The 17,278-nt window shown below is 72.0% G+C and carries 13 protein-coding genes and 1 riboswitch; all 13 genes read right to left on the reverse strand.

What is annotated here, in order from left to right:
- Positions 1-23 precede the first annotated feature (23 nt).
- Positions 24-1,079 carry a threonine-phosphate decarboxylase CobD gene (gene cobD, locus METUNV2_RS0118250; RefSeq protein ID WP_018230918.1) on the reverse strand — a complete coding sequence of 352 codons (1,056 nt, stop codon included), beginning with the start codon at positions 1,077-1,079 and terminating at the stop codon, positions 24-26.
- The gene (cbiB, locus tag METUNV2_RS0118255) at positions 1,076-2,020 is read right to left on the reverse strand and encodes an adenosylcobinamide-phosphate synthase CbiB (protein WP_018230919.1); all 945 of its coding nucleotides are present in this window, start codon (positions 2,018-2,020) and stop codon (positions 1,076-1,078) included. Before cbiB ends, cobD begins: the two co-directional genes overlap by 4 nt.
- Positions 2,017-2,682 carry a 5,6-dimethylbenzimidazole synthase gene (gene bluB, locus METUNV2_RS0118260; protein ID WP_018230920.1) on the reverse strand — a complete coding sequence of 222 codons (666 nt, stop codon included), beginning with the start codon at positions 2,680-2,682 and terminating at the stop codon, positions 2,017-2,019. The genes cbiB and bluB overlap by 4 nt, the downstream gene beginning before the upstream one ends.
- A complete protein-coding gene (locus tag METUNV2_RS0118265; protein ID WP_018230921.1) occupies positions 2,679-2,987 on the reverse strand; it encodes a hypothetical protein in 309 nt (102 codons plus the stop codon). The genes bluB and METUNV2_RS0118265 overlap by 4 nt, the downstream gene beginning before the upstream one ends.
- A complete protein-coding gene (locus tag METUNV2_RS0118270) occupies positions 2,984-3,427 on the reverse strand; it encodes a MotA/TolQ/ExbB proton channel family protein (protein ID WP_018230922.1) in 444 nt (147 codons plus the stop codon). The genes METUNV2_RS0118265 and METUNV2_RS0118270 overlap by 4 nt, the downstream gene beginning before the upstream one ends.
- Positions 3,428-3,462: 35 nt before the next feature.
- Complete coding sequence (locus tag METUNV2_RS0118275; RefSeq protein ID WP_018230923.1) at positions 3,463-7,770, reverse strand: cobaltochelatase subunit CobN; 4,308 nt, start codon at positions 7,768-7,770, stop codon at positions 3,463-3,465.
- Between the two features lie 3 nt (positions 7,771-7,773).
- Entirely contained in the window at positions 7,774-9,036 is a 1,263-nt protein-coding gene (locus METUNV2_RS0118280) for a cobyrinate a,c-diamide synthase (RefSeq protein WP_081618575.1), read from the reverse strand.
- Positions 9,037-9,071: 35 nt separating this feature from the next.
- On the reverse strand, positions 9,072-9,698 hold the full coding sequence (gene cobO, locus METUNV2_RS0118285) for a cob(I)yrinic acid a,c-diamide adenosyltransferase (protein WP_269745071.1): 627 nt from the start codon (positions 9,696-9,698) through the stop codon (positions 9,072-9,074).
- Between the two features lie 9 nt (positions 9,699-9,707).
- The gene (locus METUNV2_RS0118290) at positions 9,708-10,493 is read right to left on the reverse strand and encodes an ABC transporter ATP-binding protein (RefSeq protein ID WP_018230926.1); all 786 of its coding nucleotides are present in this window, start codon (positions 10,491-10,493) and stop codon (positions 9,708-9,710) included.
- Positions 10,490-11,512: a FecCD family ABC transporter permease gene (locus METUNV2_RS0118295; protein WP_026188276.1), complete on the reverse strand. Its 1,023-nt coding sequence runs from the start codon at positions 11,510-11,512 to the stop codon at positions 10,490-10,492. The genes METUNV2_RS0118290 and METUNV2_RS0118295 overlap by 4 nt, the downstream gene beginning before the upstream one ends.
- Positions 11,513-11,543: 31 nt before the next feature.
- Positions 11,544-13,388 (reverse strand): TonB-dependent receptor domain-containing protein, encoded by a 1,845-nt coding sequence (locus METUNV2_RS0118300; protein ID WP_026188277.1) that lies wholly within the window; start codon positions 13,386-13,388, stop codon positions 11,544-11,546.
- A 123-nt stretch (positions 13,389-13,511) separates the two neighbouring features.
- Positions 13,512-13,733, reverse strand: a riboswitch (cobalamin riboswitch).
- A gap of 208 nt (positions 13,734-13,941) precedes the next feature.
- A complete protein-coding gene (locus METUNV2_RS0118305; protein WP_026188278.1) occupies positions 13,942-15,402 on the reverse strand; it encodes a cobyric acid synthase in 1,461 nt (486 codons plus the stop codon).
- Positions 15,399-17,066, reverse strand: coding sequence for an ATP-binding domain-containing protein (locus METUNV2_RS0118310; protein WP_018230930.1), 1,668 nt, complete (start codon positions 17,064-17,066; stop codon positions 15,399-15,401). The genes METUNV2_RS0118305 and METUNV2_RS0118310 overlap by 4 nt, the downstream gene beginning before the upstream one ends.
- Positions 17,067-17,278: the final 212 nt, after the last annotated feature.

Below are 17,278 nucleotides of genomic sequence, written 5' to 3' on the forward strand. Positions count from 1 at the left end.
GGACAGTGCGCGATCGCGAGCCCTTATCGCAGGCCCCTTCGCGGCGAGGGCGCCGCTCCCACCGGACTGTGCGCAGCTCCGCGCCCATCGGCAGCCACTTCGTCCATCGCCTGTTCCAGCCGCCGCCACTCGCCCTCGTCCGCCGGCAGGCCGAAGCGCAGCGCGGCCGGCGCGTCGAACAGGCGCAGCAGGATGCCGCGCCGGCAGAAGGCTTCGTGCAGCGCGGCGGCATCCTTCGTCAGCACGCGCTGGAACAGACCGCAGCCACTCACTTCGCCCCAGCCCGCGGCGCGCAGCAGCGCTTCGAGCCGTGCGCCCTCGGTTGCCAGCCGGGCGCGCTGCGCCGCCTGCCAGTCGCGATCAACCAGCGCACGCTGCGCCACCCAACGCGACGGGCCGGCCACCGGCCACGGCCCGAGCTTCAGCGCCAGTGCGTCGCGCAGCGACTGTTCGGCGAACATGAAGCCCACGCGCGCGCCGGCCAGGCCGAAGAACTTGCCGAGCGAGCGCAGCACGACCAGACCGGGCCGGCCGGCGTGCTGCACCACGCTGGCGTCCGGCGTGGCGTCGATGAAGGCCTCGTCCACGATGAGGGTGCCGCCGCGCGCCGCCAGCCGCGCCTGCCACGCCATCACCTGCGCCGGCGGAAACAGCGTGCCGCAGGGATTGTTCGGCTGCACCAGCAGCAGCACGTCGACCGTGTCGACGGCCGACTCGACCTCGGCCGGTGCGACCGCGCGCACCGCGTGCCCGGCCTGTATCCAGCCGTGCGGGTGTTCGTTGTAGGTGGGCGACAGAATGGCCACCCGGCTGCGCGGAAACAGCACCGGCAGCAGCTGTATCGCCGCCTGCGAACCGGCCAGCGGCAGCAGTGCGTCGCTGCCGTAGAAGGCGGCCGCGGCCGCCTCCAGCCCGTCGTCGTCTTCCGGCAGGCGCTGCCACACCGACTGCGGCACCGGCGGCACCGGCCAGGGCTGCGGATTGATGCCGGTGGACAGATCCATCCAGGCCGCCGGATCGATGCCGTAGCGGCGGGCCGCTTCCTGCAGCCGGCCGCCATGCAGCGGGCGGGCGCTCACAGCAGGCTCCACAGGCCGAGCGCCGTGGCGACCGCCAGCCACAGCCACAGCGCGTGCTGCACCAGCGCCACCGCGCGGTCGATGTCGGCGGCGGCCGGTGGCGCACCCTCGCCCAGCGGCGGCCGCTGTTCGAGTTCGCCGTGATAGATGGCGGCGCCGCCCAGCGCGACGCCCAGCGCGCCGGCACCGGCCGCCATCACCGGGCCGGCGTTCGGGCTGTCCCAGGCCTTCGCCTGCGCGCGCCAGCAGGCCAGCGCGCGTGCGGTGGCCGCGCGGCTGAAACCGCACAGCGCATAGCTCAGCGCGGTCAGCCGCGCCGGCACGAAATTGAGCAGGTCGTCGATGCGCGCCGCCGCCCAGCCGAAATAGCGCAGGCGCGGCGTGCGGTAGCCCCACATCGCGTCCAGCGTGTTGGCCAGCCGGAACAGCAGCGCGCCCGGCCCGCCCAGCAGGAAGAACCAGAACAGCGCGCCGAACACCGCGTCGTTGCCGTTTTCCAGCACCGATTCGGTGGCCGCCTTGGCCACGCCGCTGTCATCGAGCTGCGTGGTGTCGCGGCTCACCATCCAGCCCACCCGCGCACGCGCCTGGTCGAGATCGCCGGCGGCCAGCGGACGCGACACCGCCTGCGCGTGCTCGCTCAGGCTGCGCGCGCCGATCGCCAGATAGAGCAGCCCGACATCGACCAGCGCCTGCAGCATGCCGCCGGCGCTGCGCAGCCACAGCGCGACCAGCACGAAAGGCAGCACCGCGAGCGCCCAGGCGATGAGGCCGGGCAGCCGGGTGGCCGGGTCGCCCTGCGTCAGCGGCGGATTGAGCAGCGCCTGCAGTCGCGCGGCCAGCGCACCGAAGCCGACCAGCGGATGGAAGCGGCGCGGCTCGCCGAGCAGGCGGTCCAGCACCACCGCGGCGACCGCCGCCAGCACCAGTCCGAAGTTCATGCGCCGCCCTCCGGCCAGCGGTTCTCGCCGATCAGCACGTCTTCCGGCAGCCGCGAGGCCCAGCCTTCCAGTTCCAGCATCGGCGCCGGGTAGAAGGCCTCGACATGACCGATGCACAGCACCGCGACCGGCCGCGCGCCCTCGGGCATGCCGACCAGCGCCGCCAGCCTGTCCGGATCGAAGATGGACACCCAGCCCATGCCCAGCCCTTCGGCGCGCGCCGCCAGCCACATGTTCTGGATTGCGCAGGCGCAGGAGGCGAGGTCCATTTCCGGCAGCGTGCGGCGGCCGAACACGTGGCGCTCGCGCCCTTCGCACAGCGCGACCACCAGCAGTTCGCCGCATTCGCGTATGCCTTCGACCTTGAGCCGCATGAAGGCTTCCTCTCGCTCGCCGAGCGCGCGCGCGGTGGCGATGCGCTCCTCGTCGACCAGCGTGTGGATGCCGTCGCGCAGCGCGGCGTCGGTCACGCGCACGAAGCGCCAGGGCTGCATGTAGCCGACGCTGGGCGCGTGGTGGGCGGCCCACAGCAGGCGGCGCAGCACCGCCGGATCGACCGGGTCAGGGCGGAAGTGGCGCATGTCGCGCCGCTCGGCGATGACGCGATAGACCGCCGCGCGCGCGTCGTCGTCGTAGGGCAGCGCTGCGGTGGCGTCACTCATCGCTGGGCTCCGGCGGGGCTTTCGATCAGGATCATCTTGCCGGTCTGCGGGTCGAGATAGACCTGACCGAGCGCCTTCATGCCGGCGCCCTGCACCTGGGCGCCCTGATCCGGCGGCGCGATTTCGCGGCCGCGCTCGACCTCGACCGGGCGCAGCACCGCCTGCCCGCCGGCGGTGAGCGCCGCCAGCAGGCCGCACACGAATACCAGCATCACGTCGACCAGATTGACCAGGCTGGCGCGCGGATCCTCGTCGGCACCGTCGAAGCGCGAACCGAGGCGACGGCGGCTGCGACCGAGACTCACCGTGCCGCTCCGGCGGTTTCGATCTCGTCCAGCAGTTCTTCGTACCAGCGGCGGCGCAGCCGGCCCACCCACAGGCCGACGATGCCGGCAATCAGACCGAGCACGGTGGCGTCGAAGGCCACGGTGACCGCCTGCGCCAGCGCCTGCGATTCGCCGCGGCCGAGCGCGGCCAGACCCGGGCCGAGCGGAATGATGGTGGCCATCAGGCCCAGCATCGGCGGCACCCGCGCCAGCAGGTCCGCGCGTTCGAGCCGGCGGCGCGCCAGCTTCTCGATCGCCTGCGCGTCGCCACTCCGGCGCAGTGCGGCCAGCCCGCGCAGACGTTCGCCCAGCGCCAGCCCGGCTTCCAGCAGCGCCGCGGCGCAGGCGGCGAGCAGCACCGCGATCACCGGCAGCAGCAGCATTTTGACGCCTTCGTGTACCCAGCCCAGATCGGTCATGTCCTCATCCTCACCTGTTCATTGTTGCGTGTTCTTCATGCGGCGCGCGCGCCACGCCGCAGACCGGCAGCGAACAGCAGCGCAGCACCGGCCAGCAATGCGGCCCAGGGCGGCGTGGCCGCGGGGGCGGCGGCCACCGCCTTCAGTTCGCTCCAGCGCGCCGGTGCGGCGTCCGCCGCCGTCGCGTCAGCGGTGATGTCCGCGGGTGGCGCCGCCGGCACGGTCGCCTGCGCCGGTGCGGCGGGAGCGGCCAGCGGCTGCACGGCGTCGATCTGCGCACCCGCCAGCACCGCGCGCAGCGCCTGCGCGTCGTCCGCCGACAGCTGCGGCGCCAGCCAGTCCCACATCGCGTGGTCGGGCGCAGTGTGGCCGCTGCCCGGCAGGCCGGTGCGGCGGATCTGGCGCACCAGCTGCGTGCCCAGATCGCGCACCGTGGCGGCGTCGGTCTTCCAGAAACCCTTGTGTGCGGCGACCAGCATGATGGCCAGCATCTGCGCCTTCACGTGGCCGTTGTGACCGCGTTCGAGAAAGGCGGGCAGACCGAGGCCGTGACCGTCGTCGATATACACGCGCTTCACCTCGTTCCACGCCCAGTCGCGGATCAGGTCGGGCCGCGTCACCTGCCAGCCCCACAGGTTTTCCATGAACTCCTGGCCGAAGGTACGGGCGCCGGCGTAGCCGTGGCCCATCAGCGGGCGTATCCATTCCGGGTTCAGGTAGCGGCCGCGCAGTTCCGACAGCAGCGCGCTTTCCAGCGGCTCGACGCTGGCGTGCGCGGCGTCGGCGTTGTACAGCACGCGCGCGTCCGGCACGCGGCCGGTCAGCGTTTCGGCGGCCAGGCTGAGACCGCCGAGATAGTCGAAGGCGTCGTTGTTGTCGAGCAGGCCGTACAGATTGCTGGCGCGGCCGTGATAGGTGCGCGCCAGCTGCACGACGCCGGCGTCGAAAGCGGCGTGCGCCGGCTCGCCGCCGGCATCCATGCCGTAGGCGTGGCCCATGCGGCGCAGATAGACGCGGCCCAGCTGTTCGCGCGCGGTCCAGCTGCCGGAACGTTCGGCCATGCGGTTCACGCCGGCGCCATAGGCGCCGGGCGCGTCGCCGAACACCCGCCAGGCGGCTTCACGGCCGGCGCGCTCCGGCGTGTGGCCAGCCTGCAGCAGCGTCGCCACGCGCGCCCGCCACTGCAGCGCCACCGCATTGCCAGCCAGCGGCTCAGTGCCGCGTGCGAGCTCGGGCAGCGGCGCCAGCGCGGCGTCGAGCGCCGGTGCGAGCGCGGCGTCGTCCGCCAGCAGCGTGCCGGCGCTGGCGGCCAGCGCCATGCGGCCGGCGCGGTCCAGCATGTTCACCAGATTGGGATAGAGGTCGCGGAACAGCCCCGAAGTAGTGACGATGACGTCGCGGCGGCCGCCTTCAGGCGCTGGCGCAAGCGCCAGCCCCTGCACCACGCCGCGCGCGTTCCACTGCGGCTCGACACCCATCAGCGCGAGGCTGAAGGCGAGCATGACGCCTTCGTCGCGCACCGCGTCCGACGCCCACATGACCACGCCTTCCGAACCGCCGGCCGAGGGCTTCGCCAGCACGCGGCCGGCCTGTTCGCGGCCCAGCGCGTAGCCGAGCCGGGTCGGCAGCACATCGCCATCGACCGCGTGGAAGTTGCGGCCGGTGGGCAGCGCGTCCGGTGCGCGCAGCGGGTCGTTGCCCTTGCCCGGCTCGATGTAGCGGCCGTCCAGCCCGGCCAGCAGGCCGGCCATTTCGGCCGCCGGCGACGCGATCAGCCGCGCACGCACCGGCTCCGCGTCGTCGCCGCGCGCCATCGAACCCATCATGGTGTCGATCGCCTGTGCCGACCACGGCCGGCCGAACACGTGCAGGCCCAGCGGCATGAACTTCTCCTGCAGCTTGGTCAGGTAGTGGCCGATCTCGTGCGCCAGCAGTTCGTCGTCCACCTGTTCGAAGCGCAGGCCGCGCACGGTGAGCACGTCGGCCATGCTGGCTTCGAGCTCGGCACGCAGTTCGAGCGCCTCGACCTGGCTGCGCATTTCCTTCGCGGCGCGCGCGCGCAGTTCGTCTGAACTGGAGCTTTCGAAGCTTTCGACCAGCTGGCGCAGCGTGAGCAGGCGGTCATACAGCGGCGTGGCGGCCAGCGGCGGCGTCAGGTGGTCCACCATGACCGCGCCGCCGCGCCGCTTGGCCTGCGTGCCCTCGCCGACACCATCGACGATGTAGGGATAGATGCCGGGCAGGTCGCCGGCAATCAGCGAGGGGTAGTCGGTGGCGGACAGCCCGACCGCCTTGCCCGGCAGGAATTCGTAGGTCGAGTGGCGGCCGACGTGCACCAGCGCGTCGGCGCGGAACACCGCGTGCAGCCAGCGGTACACCGCGAGGTACTGGTGCGGCGGCGGAATGCTGGTGTTGGCGTGCAGCAGCTCCTCGTCCACCTCCCAGCCGCGCGGCGGCTGCGGGCCCACCCACACCTTGCCGAACTGCAGGCCGGGCACCAGCAGGCGCCCGCCATGTTCTCCTGAGTCCTTTCCCCCCAACGCCTGCACCATCACCCTGCCCGGCGCGCGACCCCAGCCACGCAGGCCGGGGATGCCGAGGGCGACGATGGCGCGGCGCAGATTCGCCGCCTGCGCGCAGTGTTCGCCCGGCTCGCGGGCGACGCAGCGGTTCCACGCGGTTTCTATCTTCGCCAGCAGGGTGAGCGCGCGGTCGCGGCGCGGGTGGTCCAGCCCTTCGAGCAGGTGGCGCAGTTCGGCCACGCCGTGCGCGATGCGCGCGCGGCCGGTGGCCGGCAGACCGGCTTCGCGCGCCGCCATCACGTCGCCGTGGATGCGGCCGGGCGCGCCTTCGGCGACTTCCAGCCGGATGGCCAGCGGCAGCGTGTCGTACCAGCGCGCGTAGTCGGCGGCCGGCAGCGACGGCACCTCGCGCGCCAGCCGCGCCAGTTCGGCGCCGTTTTCCGGCAGGTTCACGCCGCGGTCCATCAGCAGGTCGAGCAGCGCCTCGGCGCTGTCCGGCAGTTCGCCGGTGTCATAGCCGGCATCGCGCAGGGCGCGCAGCATCTGCAGCAGCGAAGCCGGTACGTCGAGGTTGTCGGCGCCGATGTTCTGCCGGCCCGGCGGGTGGTTGTAATAGACCAGCGCGATGCGCTTGTCGGCGTTGGCTTTCGCGCGCAGCGCCTGCCAGCGGGCGACGCGCGCGGCCAGGCGCTGCATTTCGTCGGCCAGCGGCTCGGGCGGCCGCAGCGCCACGCCGGTCAGCGCATCGGTGCGCTGGGCGCCCGCGACCGCCACCACCTGCGGCTGGCCGATGCCCTGCAGTTCGGGCAGCGCGATGCGGTACTGCACGCTGGGCGCCGGCAGGCCGTCGGCCGACAGCGCCCACTCGGCGCGGCTGCGGTCGTGCATGCGAACCGCCTTGAACACCGGCACGTCCAGCGCCTGCAGCGCGCGGGTGACCGATTCGCGGCCCTCGGCGGCGCCGAGCACGAAATCCTGCAGCACCACTGCCGACACCAGGCGCGCCGGCGAAATGCGCGCGGCCAGCGCGTCGACCGCACGGCGCGACGGCTCGCCCCAGCGCGCCAGCACCGCGACGCAGCCGGTACCGCGGGCAGCGATGGCGGCGCACTGCGCGTCGGCGATGCGCGCGTCCTGATTCACCAGATCGATCACCGCAACCACCGGTGCACCGGACGCGAACGGCAGACGCTCGGCGTCCGGCAGGTTGCGGCCGGCCACCCGCCACAGCAGGTCGGGCGCCGGCTGCGGCGCCGGCAGCGCGCCCGGCTGCAGGAAGTGGCGCAGCAGCGCCGACAGGTTGTCCGGCCCGCCGGCCTGCCACAGCGCACGCAGCGCCTGCCATTCGCGCAACAGCGGGTCGGCACCGGCGCGCGCGGCCAGCGCCGGATCGGGCGTGCCGCGCAGCAGGGCCGCCAGTTCGTCGGCGCTGTAGCGGTCCAGCCGTGCATCGCCGCGCCGGCTCAGCGTGGCCAGCGCGCCCGGCCCTTCGGCATTGAAGGCGAACACCGCCTGCGGCCGCTTCACGTCCTCCAGCGCGGCGCGCAGACGCGGGCCGGATTCGCCGAAGGCGGCGACCGCGAACACGGTGTCGGCGCGCTCCAGTTCGCGCCTCAGTTCGGCCGGCGACAGCGCCTCGACCTGCGACGGCGTGCGCAGCCTGAAGGTGTGGCCGCGCAGCGCCGGGCCGAGTGCACGCACCGCCTCGGCCACGTCCGGCGCCGCGCGTTCGGACAGCACGCCGAACACGGTGGCGGCCAGCGCCTGCCCCGCGCAGAGCAGCAGCAGGCAGGACATCAGCAGGCGCAGCACGCGCGTCACCCGTCAGCTCCGGAACAGCGCCGCCACGGCCTGCGGGTCCGACGGGAAGTACAGATGGACATAGCTGGCGGTGAGCCGCTCGCGGCGATACACCGCCTCGCCGTCGCGTCCGTCGGCGGTGCGCGCGTGGGTGAGCGCGGCCAGCGGCGTGTCGGCCGTGGAGTAGTGGAAAGTGTGGCCGCGCAGACGGCCTTCCGGCAGCTCGACCTGCTGCAGGCCGAGCGCGGCCAGCCGGGTCTGCATGCGCACCGCGCCCGGCAGCAGACCGGCGCCGGCGTGGGTGACGCCGGCCTTGTCGGTCAGCGTGTCGAACAGGCTCATCATGCCGCCGCACTCGGCCAGCAGCGGCCGGCCAGCATCGACATGGGCGCGCAGCGCGGCGTGCAGCGCGGTGTTGGCGGCCCAGCGCGCGGCGTGCAGTTCCGGGTAGCCGCCGGGCAGCCACACGGCGTCGCAGACCGGCAGCGCGGCGTCATTCAACGGCGAGAACTCGACCAGCTCGGCGCCAAGCGCGCGCAGACAGTCGAGATTGGCCGGGTAGATGAAGCAGAAGGCGTCGTCGCGCGCCAGCGCGATGCGCACGCCGTCGAGCAGGCGCGGCAGCGCCGTCTGTTCGACCGGGGCGAAATCCACCGCCGGCGGCAGGTCGGCGGTGGTCGAGGCGCCGAGCAGTTCGGCGGCGATGTCGAGCTGGGCGTCCAGCCCCTCGATCTCGGCCGCCGGCAGCAGGCCGAGGTGGCGCTCCGGCAGCGCGATGCGTTCGTCGCGCGGCAGGCCGCCGTACCAGGCGATGTCGGCCGGCAGGCTGTCGCGCAGCATGTCGATGTGGCGGGCGGAGCCGACCCGGTTGGCGATCACCGCGGTCAGGTTCACGCCGTCGCGGTAGTGCTTCAGGCCGTGCGCCAGCGCGCCGAAGGTCTGCGCCATCGCGCGCGCATCGATCACCGCCAGCACCGGCAGACCGAAGCGGCGCGCGATGTCGGCGCTGGACGGGCTGCCGTCGTGCAGGCCCATGACCGACTCGACCAGGATGAGATCGGCGTCGCCCGCCGCCTCGTACAGCCGGGCGGCGATGTCGGCGTCGCCGGTCATCCACAGATCGACATTGCACACCGGTGCACCGCTGGCCAGCGCGTGGATCTGCGGATCGAGGAAGTCCGGTCCGCACTTGAACACGCGCACCCGGCGGCCGCGGGAGCGGTGCAGCCGCGCGAGCGCGGCGACCACCGTGGTCTTGCCCTGACCGGAGGCGGGCGCCGCCACCATCAGCGCCGGACAGCGACGCGTGTCCGCGGCCGCGCTCACCACTCCAGCCCCGGCATCGCCTTCACGCCGGCCTTGAAGGCGTGTTTCACCATGGTCATGTCGGTCACCGTGTCGGCGGCCTCGACCAGTTCCGGCGGCGCGGCGCGACCGGTCACGATGACGTGCTGCATGGCCGGCCTCGCCTGCAGGTCGGCGATGACGGCGGCAACGTCGAGGTAGTGGTACTTCAGCGCGATATTCAGTTCGTCCAGCACCACCAGCCCGATGGCCGGATCGCGCAGGAAGGCACGCGCCTGGTCCCAGGCCGCTTCGGCGGTGGCGACGTCGCGCGCGCGGTTCTGGGTTTCCCAGGTGAAGCCTTCGCCGGACACATGCCACTGCACGTCCGGCTGGCGGCGGTAGAAGGCTTCTTCGCCGGTGTCGGAGCGGCCCTTGATGAACTGCACCACGCCCACCTTCATGCCGTGGCCCAGCGCCCGCGCGACCACACCGAAAGCGGCGCTGGACTTGCCCTTGCCGGTGCCGGTGTTCACCACCAGCACGCCGCGCTCGACCTTGGCGGCGGCGATGGCCTGATCGACCACCTCCTTCTTGCGCTTCATGCGCGTTTCATGGCGCTCGTCGAGATCACTCATGACGGTTTCCTCATTCCTTTCACTCACTTCTCTCGCTCACGCCGGCACGAAATAGCGCCGGCCGTCGTCGCGCAATTCCTTCAGCGGATGGCAGAAAGCGCGCGACAGCACCTCTGCCTGCAGCACCTCATCCACCGGCCCGCACACCCATTCACCGCCGCCGGTCAGCAGCAGCGCGCGGTCGGCGAAGCGCAGCACCTGATTCAGGTCGTGCAGCACCGCCACCACGGCCCGCCCTTCTTCCCGCGCCAGCCTTGCGAACAGCGCCAGCGTTTCGATCTGGTAATCCAGATCGAGATGGGTGACCGGCTCGTCCAGCAGGCAGACCGGCGCCTGCTGCGCCAGCAGTGCTGCGATCGCCACGCGCTGCCGCTCGCCGCCGGACAGCGTGCGCACCTCGCGCAGTTCGAAGCCGCGCAGCGCGACCGCCGCCAGCGCCGCCAGCGCGATGTCGACATCGGCATCGCTCTCGTCCGACCAGCGGCCGATGTGCGGATGGCGACCGACCAGCACGGTGTCGAGCACGGTGGAGGCGAAGTGGTCCTCGTGCGACTGCGCCAGCAGCGCGCGCCGTTTCGCCAGTTCGCGCGCCGGCCAGTCGGTGAGCGTGCGGCCCTCCAGCGCCACGCTGCCGGCCGACGGTGCGCGCAGCCCGGCCAGCGTGCCGAGCAGCGTCGATTTGCCGATGCCGTTGCGGCCGACGATGGCCAGCAGTTCGCCCGGCCGCACGTCCAGATCGAGGCCGGTGCACAGCGCGCGGTCGGCCACCGACACGTCGAGGCCCCGGGCGGACAGCAGCGGCGTGCGGGCGACAGCGCTCATCGGTTGCGGTTCAGCAGGAACAGGAACACCGGCACGCCCAGCAGCGCGGTCAGCACGCCGACCGGCAGCTGGGCCGGCGCGATGACGGTGCGCGCCGCGGTGTCGGCCAGCAGCAGCAGCGTGGCACCGGCCAGCGCGCTGGCCGGCAGCAGCAAGCGCTGGTCGTTGCCGAAGGCGAGCCGGATCAGGTGCGGCACGACCAGACCGACGAAGCCGACCGACCCCACCGTGGTGACCGCAATCGCGGTCAGCGCCGACGCCAGCAGATAGACCATGAGGCGCAGGCGGGCGACCGGCACGCCCAGCGTCTGCGCAGTGGCGTCGCCGCGCGCCAGCAGATTGAGGTCACGCGCCAGCGGCGCACAGGCGATCAGCCCGGCGACCAGCGCACCCACCGCCACGCCCGGGCGGCTGGCGGTGCTGGCGTCGCCCATCAGCCAGAACAGCATGCCGCGCAGCGACTGTTCGCTCGCTACCGCGAGGATGAAGGACACCGCCGCGCCACAGCCGGCAGACACGATGACGCCGGTCAGCAGCAGGCGGGTGGGCGTGCGGCTGCCCTGCCCGTGCGACAGCCCGAACACCAGCGCCATCGCGCCCAGCGCACCGACGAAGGCGGATAGCTCCAGCAGCATGCCGGCCACACCGGCCAGCATGGCCAGCAGCGCGCCCACCGCTGCACCGCCGGAAATGCCCAGTACATAGGGATCGGCCAGCGGGTTGCGCAGCAGCACCTGCATCAGCGCACCGGCCAGCGCCAGCAGGCCGCCGCAGGCGGCCGCGGCCAGCGCACGCGGCAGACGCAGCGAGGTGACGATGGCCCCTGCGGTGCCGGCGTCACCCCCGGTCACGATCTGCCACAGCTCGGCCGCACTGACGGTCACGCTGCCCACCGCCAGCGTGAGCGCGAAGGCGGCGACCAGTGCCAGCAGCAGCGCCGGCAGCACCCACGCACGCCGCCGACCCGCGCTCAGGGCGGCAGGCGATGGCAGGGCAGCGGCGGGGGGATGGCGGCTCATGCAGGCAGTGTACCCAGCGGCGGCGACAGGCTCAGAAACGCGGCGTGTAACGCACGCCGACGAAAGCGTTCGCGCCCGATGTTTCGTAACCGAATACCGAGGTGTAGCGGCGGTCGTTCACGTTATTCACCCGCGCTTCGACCGACACCTCGGGCGAGGCCTTCCACACGCCGAACAGATTGAGCAGCGCATAGCCGCCCATGCGGCGCAGCTCGCCCGGCTCGGACCAGCGGTCACCCACCGCCTGCACCTCGACCCCCACCCGCCCGGCCAGCATGTGCTGCTGCACCGTCACCGTGGCGGTCTGTGCGGCGCGACGCTGCAGGCGCAGGCCGGTGTCCTCGTCACGCGCACTCAGGATGTCCACACTGCCCTGCACTTCGGTGTGGCCGAACACATAGGTAGCCGCCTCGAAAGTGGCGCCCTTCAGCCGCGCTTCGGCCACGTTCACCAGCGGGGCGCGCGAATTGATCAGGTTCTGCACCCGGTTGTCGTAGGCGGTAACCGCAAAACGCGTCGATTTGCGCTGCCAGGCCAGACCGATCTCGCGGTTGGTCGACGACTCCGGCTTCAGATCCGGATTGCCGAAGTTCGGGAAGTAGAGCTGGTTGAAGGTGGGCAGCCGGTAGCCGGTGCCGTAGGCGACGCGTGCGGTCAGGTCGTCGGTCAGGCGATAGCCGTAGCCGGCATTGCCGGTGGCCTTGCCCGAGCCACCGGTGTAGCGGTCGTGCCGGGTGTTCAGCTGCAGCAGGTGGCGGTCGATCTGTGCGGTCCAGCCCAGCTGGCCGGAATCGACCCGGCGCGTCTGGTCGAGGTTCACCGCGGTGGGCGTTACCGACAGCACGTCCTGCTCCAGCCGCTCGATGCTGCCGAACAGCGTGCCCAGCGGCAGCTTCACCCGCGCCTCCAGCGCCTGCGTGGTCTGTTCGGTGCGGAAGCCGTTGCCCAGTGGCGAGGTACGCGCGTAACTGGTGAAGTCCTCGATGCTGCGGCCGAAGCGCAGCGTGGTGGTGAGCCAGTCGGTCCACGCGTGTTCGGCGGCGGCGGTGAGCACGCTGTTGTTGAACACATTGCGGGTATTCACGAAGGCCAGACCGGAGTCGTATTCGTTGTAGCCCTCGCTGTCGAGCAGGCTGACCGTCAGGCGGGTGCCGGCCTGGGGCGTGACGCCGACCGAGCCGCTCACGCTGCGGTTCAGGTGGGCGTCGCGGTCCGGGTTGTAGTTGCGGCGGGAGGCGGCCACGCCCAGATTGATGTCCGGATTGGTCGTGCTGAAACCGCGCGTGTGATACAGGCTGCCGGCCAGCGAAAAGTCGATCACGCCGTTGCCGCCACGCAGGCCGACCCGGCTGTCGCTGGTGCCGTAGCTGCCGGCGCCGGTGAAGAGGTCGAAGTCCAGACCGGGCTCGCCGCGGCGGGTGAAGATCTGGATCACGCCGCCGATCGCGTCAGCGCCATAGACCGCGGACGCGGGACCGCGCAGCACCTCGATGCGCTCGATCTGCGACAGCGGCAGGTACTGCAGCGCAGCCGTACCACTGGAGCCGGACCCGACCCGCACGCCATCGATCAGCACGACGCTCTGGCGCGTATCGGCACCGCGGATGAAGAAGTCGGTGCTGGCGCCGGGGCCGCCCTGACTGGTCATCTGGATGCCCGGCTGGCGGGCCAGCAGTTCGGTCAGCGTGGACTGGGCGGCGGTTTCGATCTGTTCGCGATCCAGTACGGTCACGTCGGCCAGCGTGTCCTGTACCCGCTGCTCGACGCGGTTGGCGGTGATGACCACCGGATGCATCGTCTGCTGGGCGGCTGCGGAATGGGAAAGAAGCGTGGCGGCGCCCGCGACGAGCGCGGCGACCGGGGTGAGGCGAGGCATTGCTGTTGTGCTCCCTGCAGCGGCCGTCCGTCCCCGAACGACCGCGATGTCATGAAGCCATGACGGGGATCGCACACCACGCAGGCGAGCACGCCTCCGTCGCGATGCCGCACCCCGGGCATGACCGCTCGTGCATCCGGGGCCGGTATCCGGGCTCGCAGGGGCGACGGCGGAACCGTCGCGGCGCACCGCCTTCCCAGGCATGAAGCCCAGTGGCGTGTCGATGCGCGTCATCTGCTTACCGTTGCGGGGGCAGCGCAGGCCTTGCGAGCGGAGCTCGCGCACCTGCTTCCCGTTCAACCCTCGGCCGGAACGGCGTCGGGCACCTCGAATGCGGGTTCCGCCAAGGCGGAACAGCCGCGCACGATACCACCGGGCGGCAGAAGGCCCAAACCGGCGGAGGGCTGCGCTCGATGCGGAGACCGGACAAAGATCCGTGGGAGCGGCGCCTCGCCGCGATGGCGACGTTGAACCGGAGACCGCGCGTAACCGAAGGCCGCATCGCGGCGGGGTCGCCGCTCCCACCGAAGCCCCAGGCGCTCCACCCGCGCCCTCAGGCGCGGCCGCACATCCGGTCGATGTCGATTTCCGCTTCCAGGCAGTCGGCCAGCCGGTCCAGGCTGGCTTCGCGCAGCGCCGCGAGGTCGAGCGGCTGCGCCTGTTGCAGCCCGGCCCAGTCGAGCAGCGCGGCGCAGGCGTCCGGTGCGTCGAACAGGCCGTGCACATAGGTGGCCATCAGCTGGCCGTCGGCCGAGCGGGCGCCGTCCGGGCCGTGCGCCAGATCGACCGCCGGCTGCGCCAGCGCCGGGCCGGTGCTCACGCCCATGTGGATTTCGTAACCGCGCACCGGCTGGCCGCCCGGCCGCAGCCGGCCCTCGACCACGCGCAACTGCTTTTCCGGCGCCAGCGTGGTGTCGTAGTCGAACAGGCCCAGTCCGGCCACGCTGGCCGGCGCGCCTTCGAGGCCGAGCGGGTCGTGCAGCATGCGGCCCATCATCTGCATGCCGCCGCAGATGCCGAGCACGCGGCCACCGTAGCGCAGGTGGCGGGCGATCTGCGTGTCCCAGCCGTGGGCGCGCAGCGCCGCCAGATCGCCCTGCACGCTCTTGCTGCCGGGCAGGATGACCAGGTCGCAGGCGGGCAGCGGACGGTCCAGCGGTGCGAACAGCAGATCGACCTGCGGATGCGCGCGCAACGCGTCAACATCGGTGTGGTTGCTGATGCGCGGGAACACCGGCACCACCACGCGCAGCCGCGCGCCCGGCCCGGCCGACGACTGACCGGTCTGTATCGCGTCCTCGGCGTCGAGGTGCAGGCCCTTCAGCATGGGCAGCACGCCGAACACCGGCAGGCCGGTGCGCCGCTCCAGCCAGTCCTCACCGGAGCGCAGCAGCGCACGGTCGCCGCGGAAGCGGTTGATGACGAAGCCGCGCACCAGCGCGCGCTCCTCGTCCGACAGGCAGTCCAGCGTGCCGACCAGATGGGCGAACACGCCGCCGCGGTCGATGTCGGCGACGATGACCACCGGGCAGCGGTTGGGCAGCGCGAAACCCATATTGGCGATGTCGCGGTCGCGCAGATTGATTTCCGCCGGACTGCCAGCGCCCTCGACCACGACGAAGTCGTACTGCGCGGTGAGCCGCTGCCAGGACTGCATCACCGCCTCCATCGCGACCCGCTTGTAGTCGTGGTAGGCGCGCGCTTCCATATTGGCCAGCGCGCGGCCATGCACGATGACCTGGGCGCCGGTGTCGGAATTGGGTTTGAGCAGCACCGGATTCATGTCGGTGTGCGGCGCCAGCCCGCAGGCCTGGGCCTGCAGCGCCTGGGCGCGGCCGATTTCGCCGCCGTCGGCGGTGACCGCGCTGTTCAGCGCCATGTTCTGCGGCTTGAACGGCGCCACCCGCAGACCGCGCCGGTGCAGGCTGCGGCACAGGCCGGCGGCGACCGTGCTCTTGCCGGCGTCCGAGGTGGTGCCCTGGATCATCAGCGCCTTGGGTATCGCTCCGCTCATGCCTGCGGCCCCAGCCGTTCCGCCAGCGTGTCGGCGGCGCGTTCGCTGGCCACCAGCACCAGCTTCATCATGGCGCGGGTGGCGCCGACGAACAGCTTGCGCAGCGTGCGTTCGTCCAGCGTGTCGAAATCGATTTCGGCCAGGATGACCGCCGGCGCCGACTGGCCCTTGAAGCGATACACCGATTCGATCAGCACCTCGCCGCCCGAGTACTCGGGCTGGCCCAGCAGGTCGTACTGGCCGGTGAAGCTGCGCAGCGCATTGGCGCCCAGCCGGTCGTGGCGCAGCAGTTCCGACTGGTCGCGGCCGCGCCAGCTGATGATGGCCACGTCCTGCGCGTGGAAGCCGGCGGCGAAGCACAGCCGTATCGCCTCCTTCACCCGCTGGGTGAGCGGGTGCGCCTGCGAGTAGGCCAGCACCGCCACCTCGTCGGCGTCAAACGGCGACGCCGCCTCGATGCGCTCGGCGCCCGGCATCACGCCTTCCATCAGCGTCTGCAGCATGCGCACCACCGGCCGCGGGCTGCGGAAATTGCTGTGCGCGTGCAACGTCACCCAGCCGGGCAGTTCGACCGGCGGACGCGCGTAGAGATTCTGCATCGGGTCTTCCAGCCACAGCCGGCGCGCACCGTCGCGCGCGTGCCGCCAAAGCTGGTCGGCCCAGTCGGCATTGAAGTCCTGGCCCTCATCGACGACGAGGGCGTCGAACATGAGGTCGTCCGGCACCGGCAGTTCTCCGGCGCGCGCAATCATCGCGTCGAAGGCGTCCGGCTTGGCGTAGTCCGGGCGCTCACCGTGGGCGGCCAGCACCCGTTCGCACAGATGGTGGAAGGTGCAGGCCAGGCCGCCTTCCGGCGCGATCTGCGCCAGGTGGTCGGCCAGAGGCCGGTTGAAGCACACGTAGAGCGGACGCCGGCCGGCCTCGATCGCCGCGGTGTATTCGGCCAGCGCGAGCTGGGTCTTGCCGGAGCCGGCGGTGCCGACCACGCGCAGCCGGTAGGGCTGGAAGTCGAGCGCGCGCGCCCACTGGGTGAGGCCGCCGGACACGCGGGTGATGCGTTCGCGCGCCATGCCCAGCCGTGCGGCGACGTCCGGCTCCAGCTTGATTTCGTCGCGCAGGAAGCGGTGCACCTCCGGCCCGTGGCCGCTGTGCTCGCCCGGCGGCAGGATGGCGCGTATGCGCGGAATGAACTGGTCACGCACCGCGGCATCGACGATGCGTTCCGCGTCGATGCCGGCGGTGTGCGCCTGGCGGACGAAATGGTCCGGGCAGTACAGCAGGTATTCGATGCGCGGCGCACTGCCGCCCAGCCGGGCGGCCAGCCGGGTAGACAGCGCGTGCCGCGCGCGCGCGATGCCGACCGCGACATTGCGGTCACGGCCACGCCGGCGCGAACTGAGGCCGTGCGGCCCTTCTTCGAGGAAACCGCTGCGCTGTTCGATGGCCAGCAGGTCGCCGGCGGCATTGACCACGACGAAGTCGATGTCGCCGTAGATCGAGAAGCCACCTTCGTCGAGCCGGGTCCAGTGCACGCCGTGATAGACGGTGTAGTCGGCGGGCAGCCCGCGCTCCAGCAGCGCCAGCGTGGCCAGTTCGCGCTCGGCGGCACCGCCGGCATCGGCAGACGCCAGTTCGCGCCAGCCGTCGGGAATGACTTTCGCCACGTCCGGAAGTCCTGATTCGGAAAGCCGCGAGCTTACACGCGGCGCCCGGGCCGCGGCGCAGCCCGACCGTATCGCCTCGGGGAGACCGGAGGGCACCCCCCCCGCTGCCCCGCCTCCTTTTCTTATCCACAACTTCTGTGGACAAGATGCACCCGCACACGACGTCACCCGCGCCGGAGGCGGGAGTCAATAGGGTTGCCTCATTTTTAGGC

This window comes from Methyloversatilis universalis EHg5 (assembly GCF_000378945.1).
Lineage (GTDB): Bacteria > Pseudomonadota > Gammaproteobacteria > Burkholderiales > Rhodocyclaceae > Methyloversatilis > Methyloversatilis universalis_A.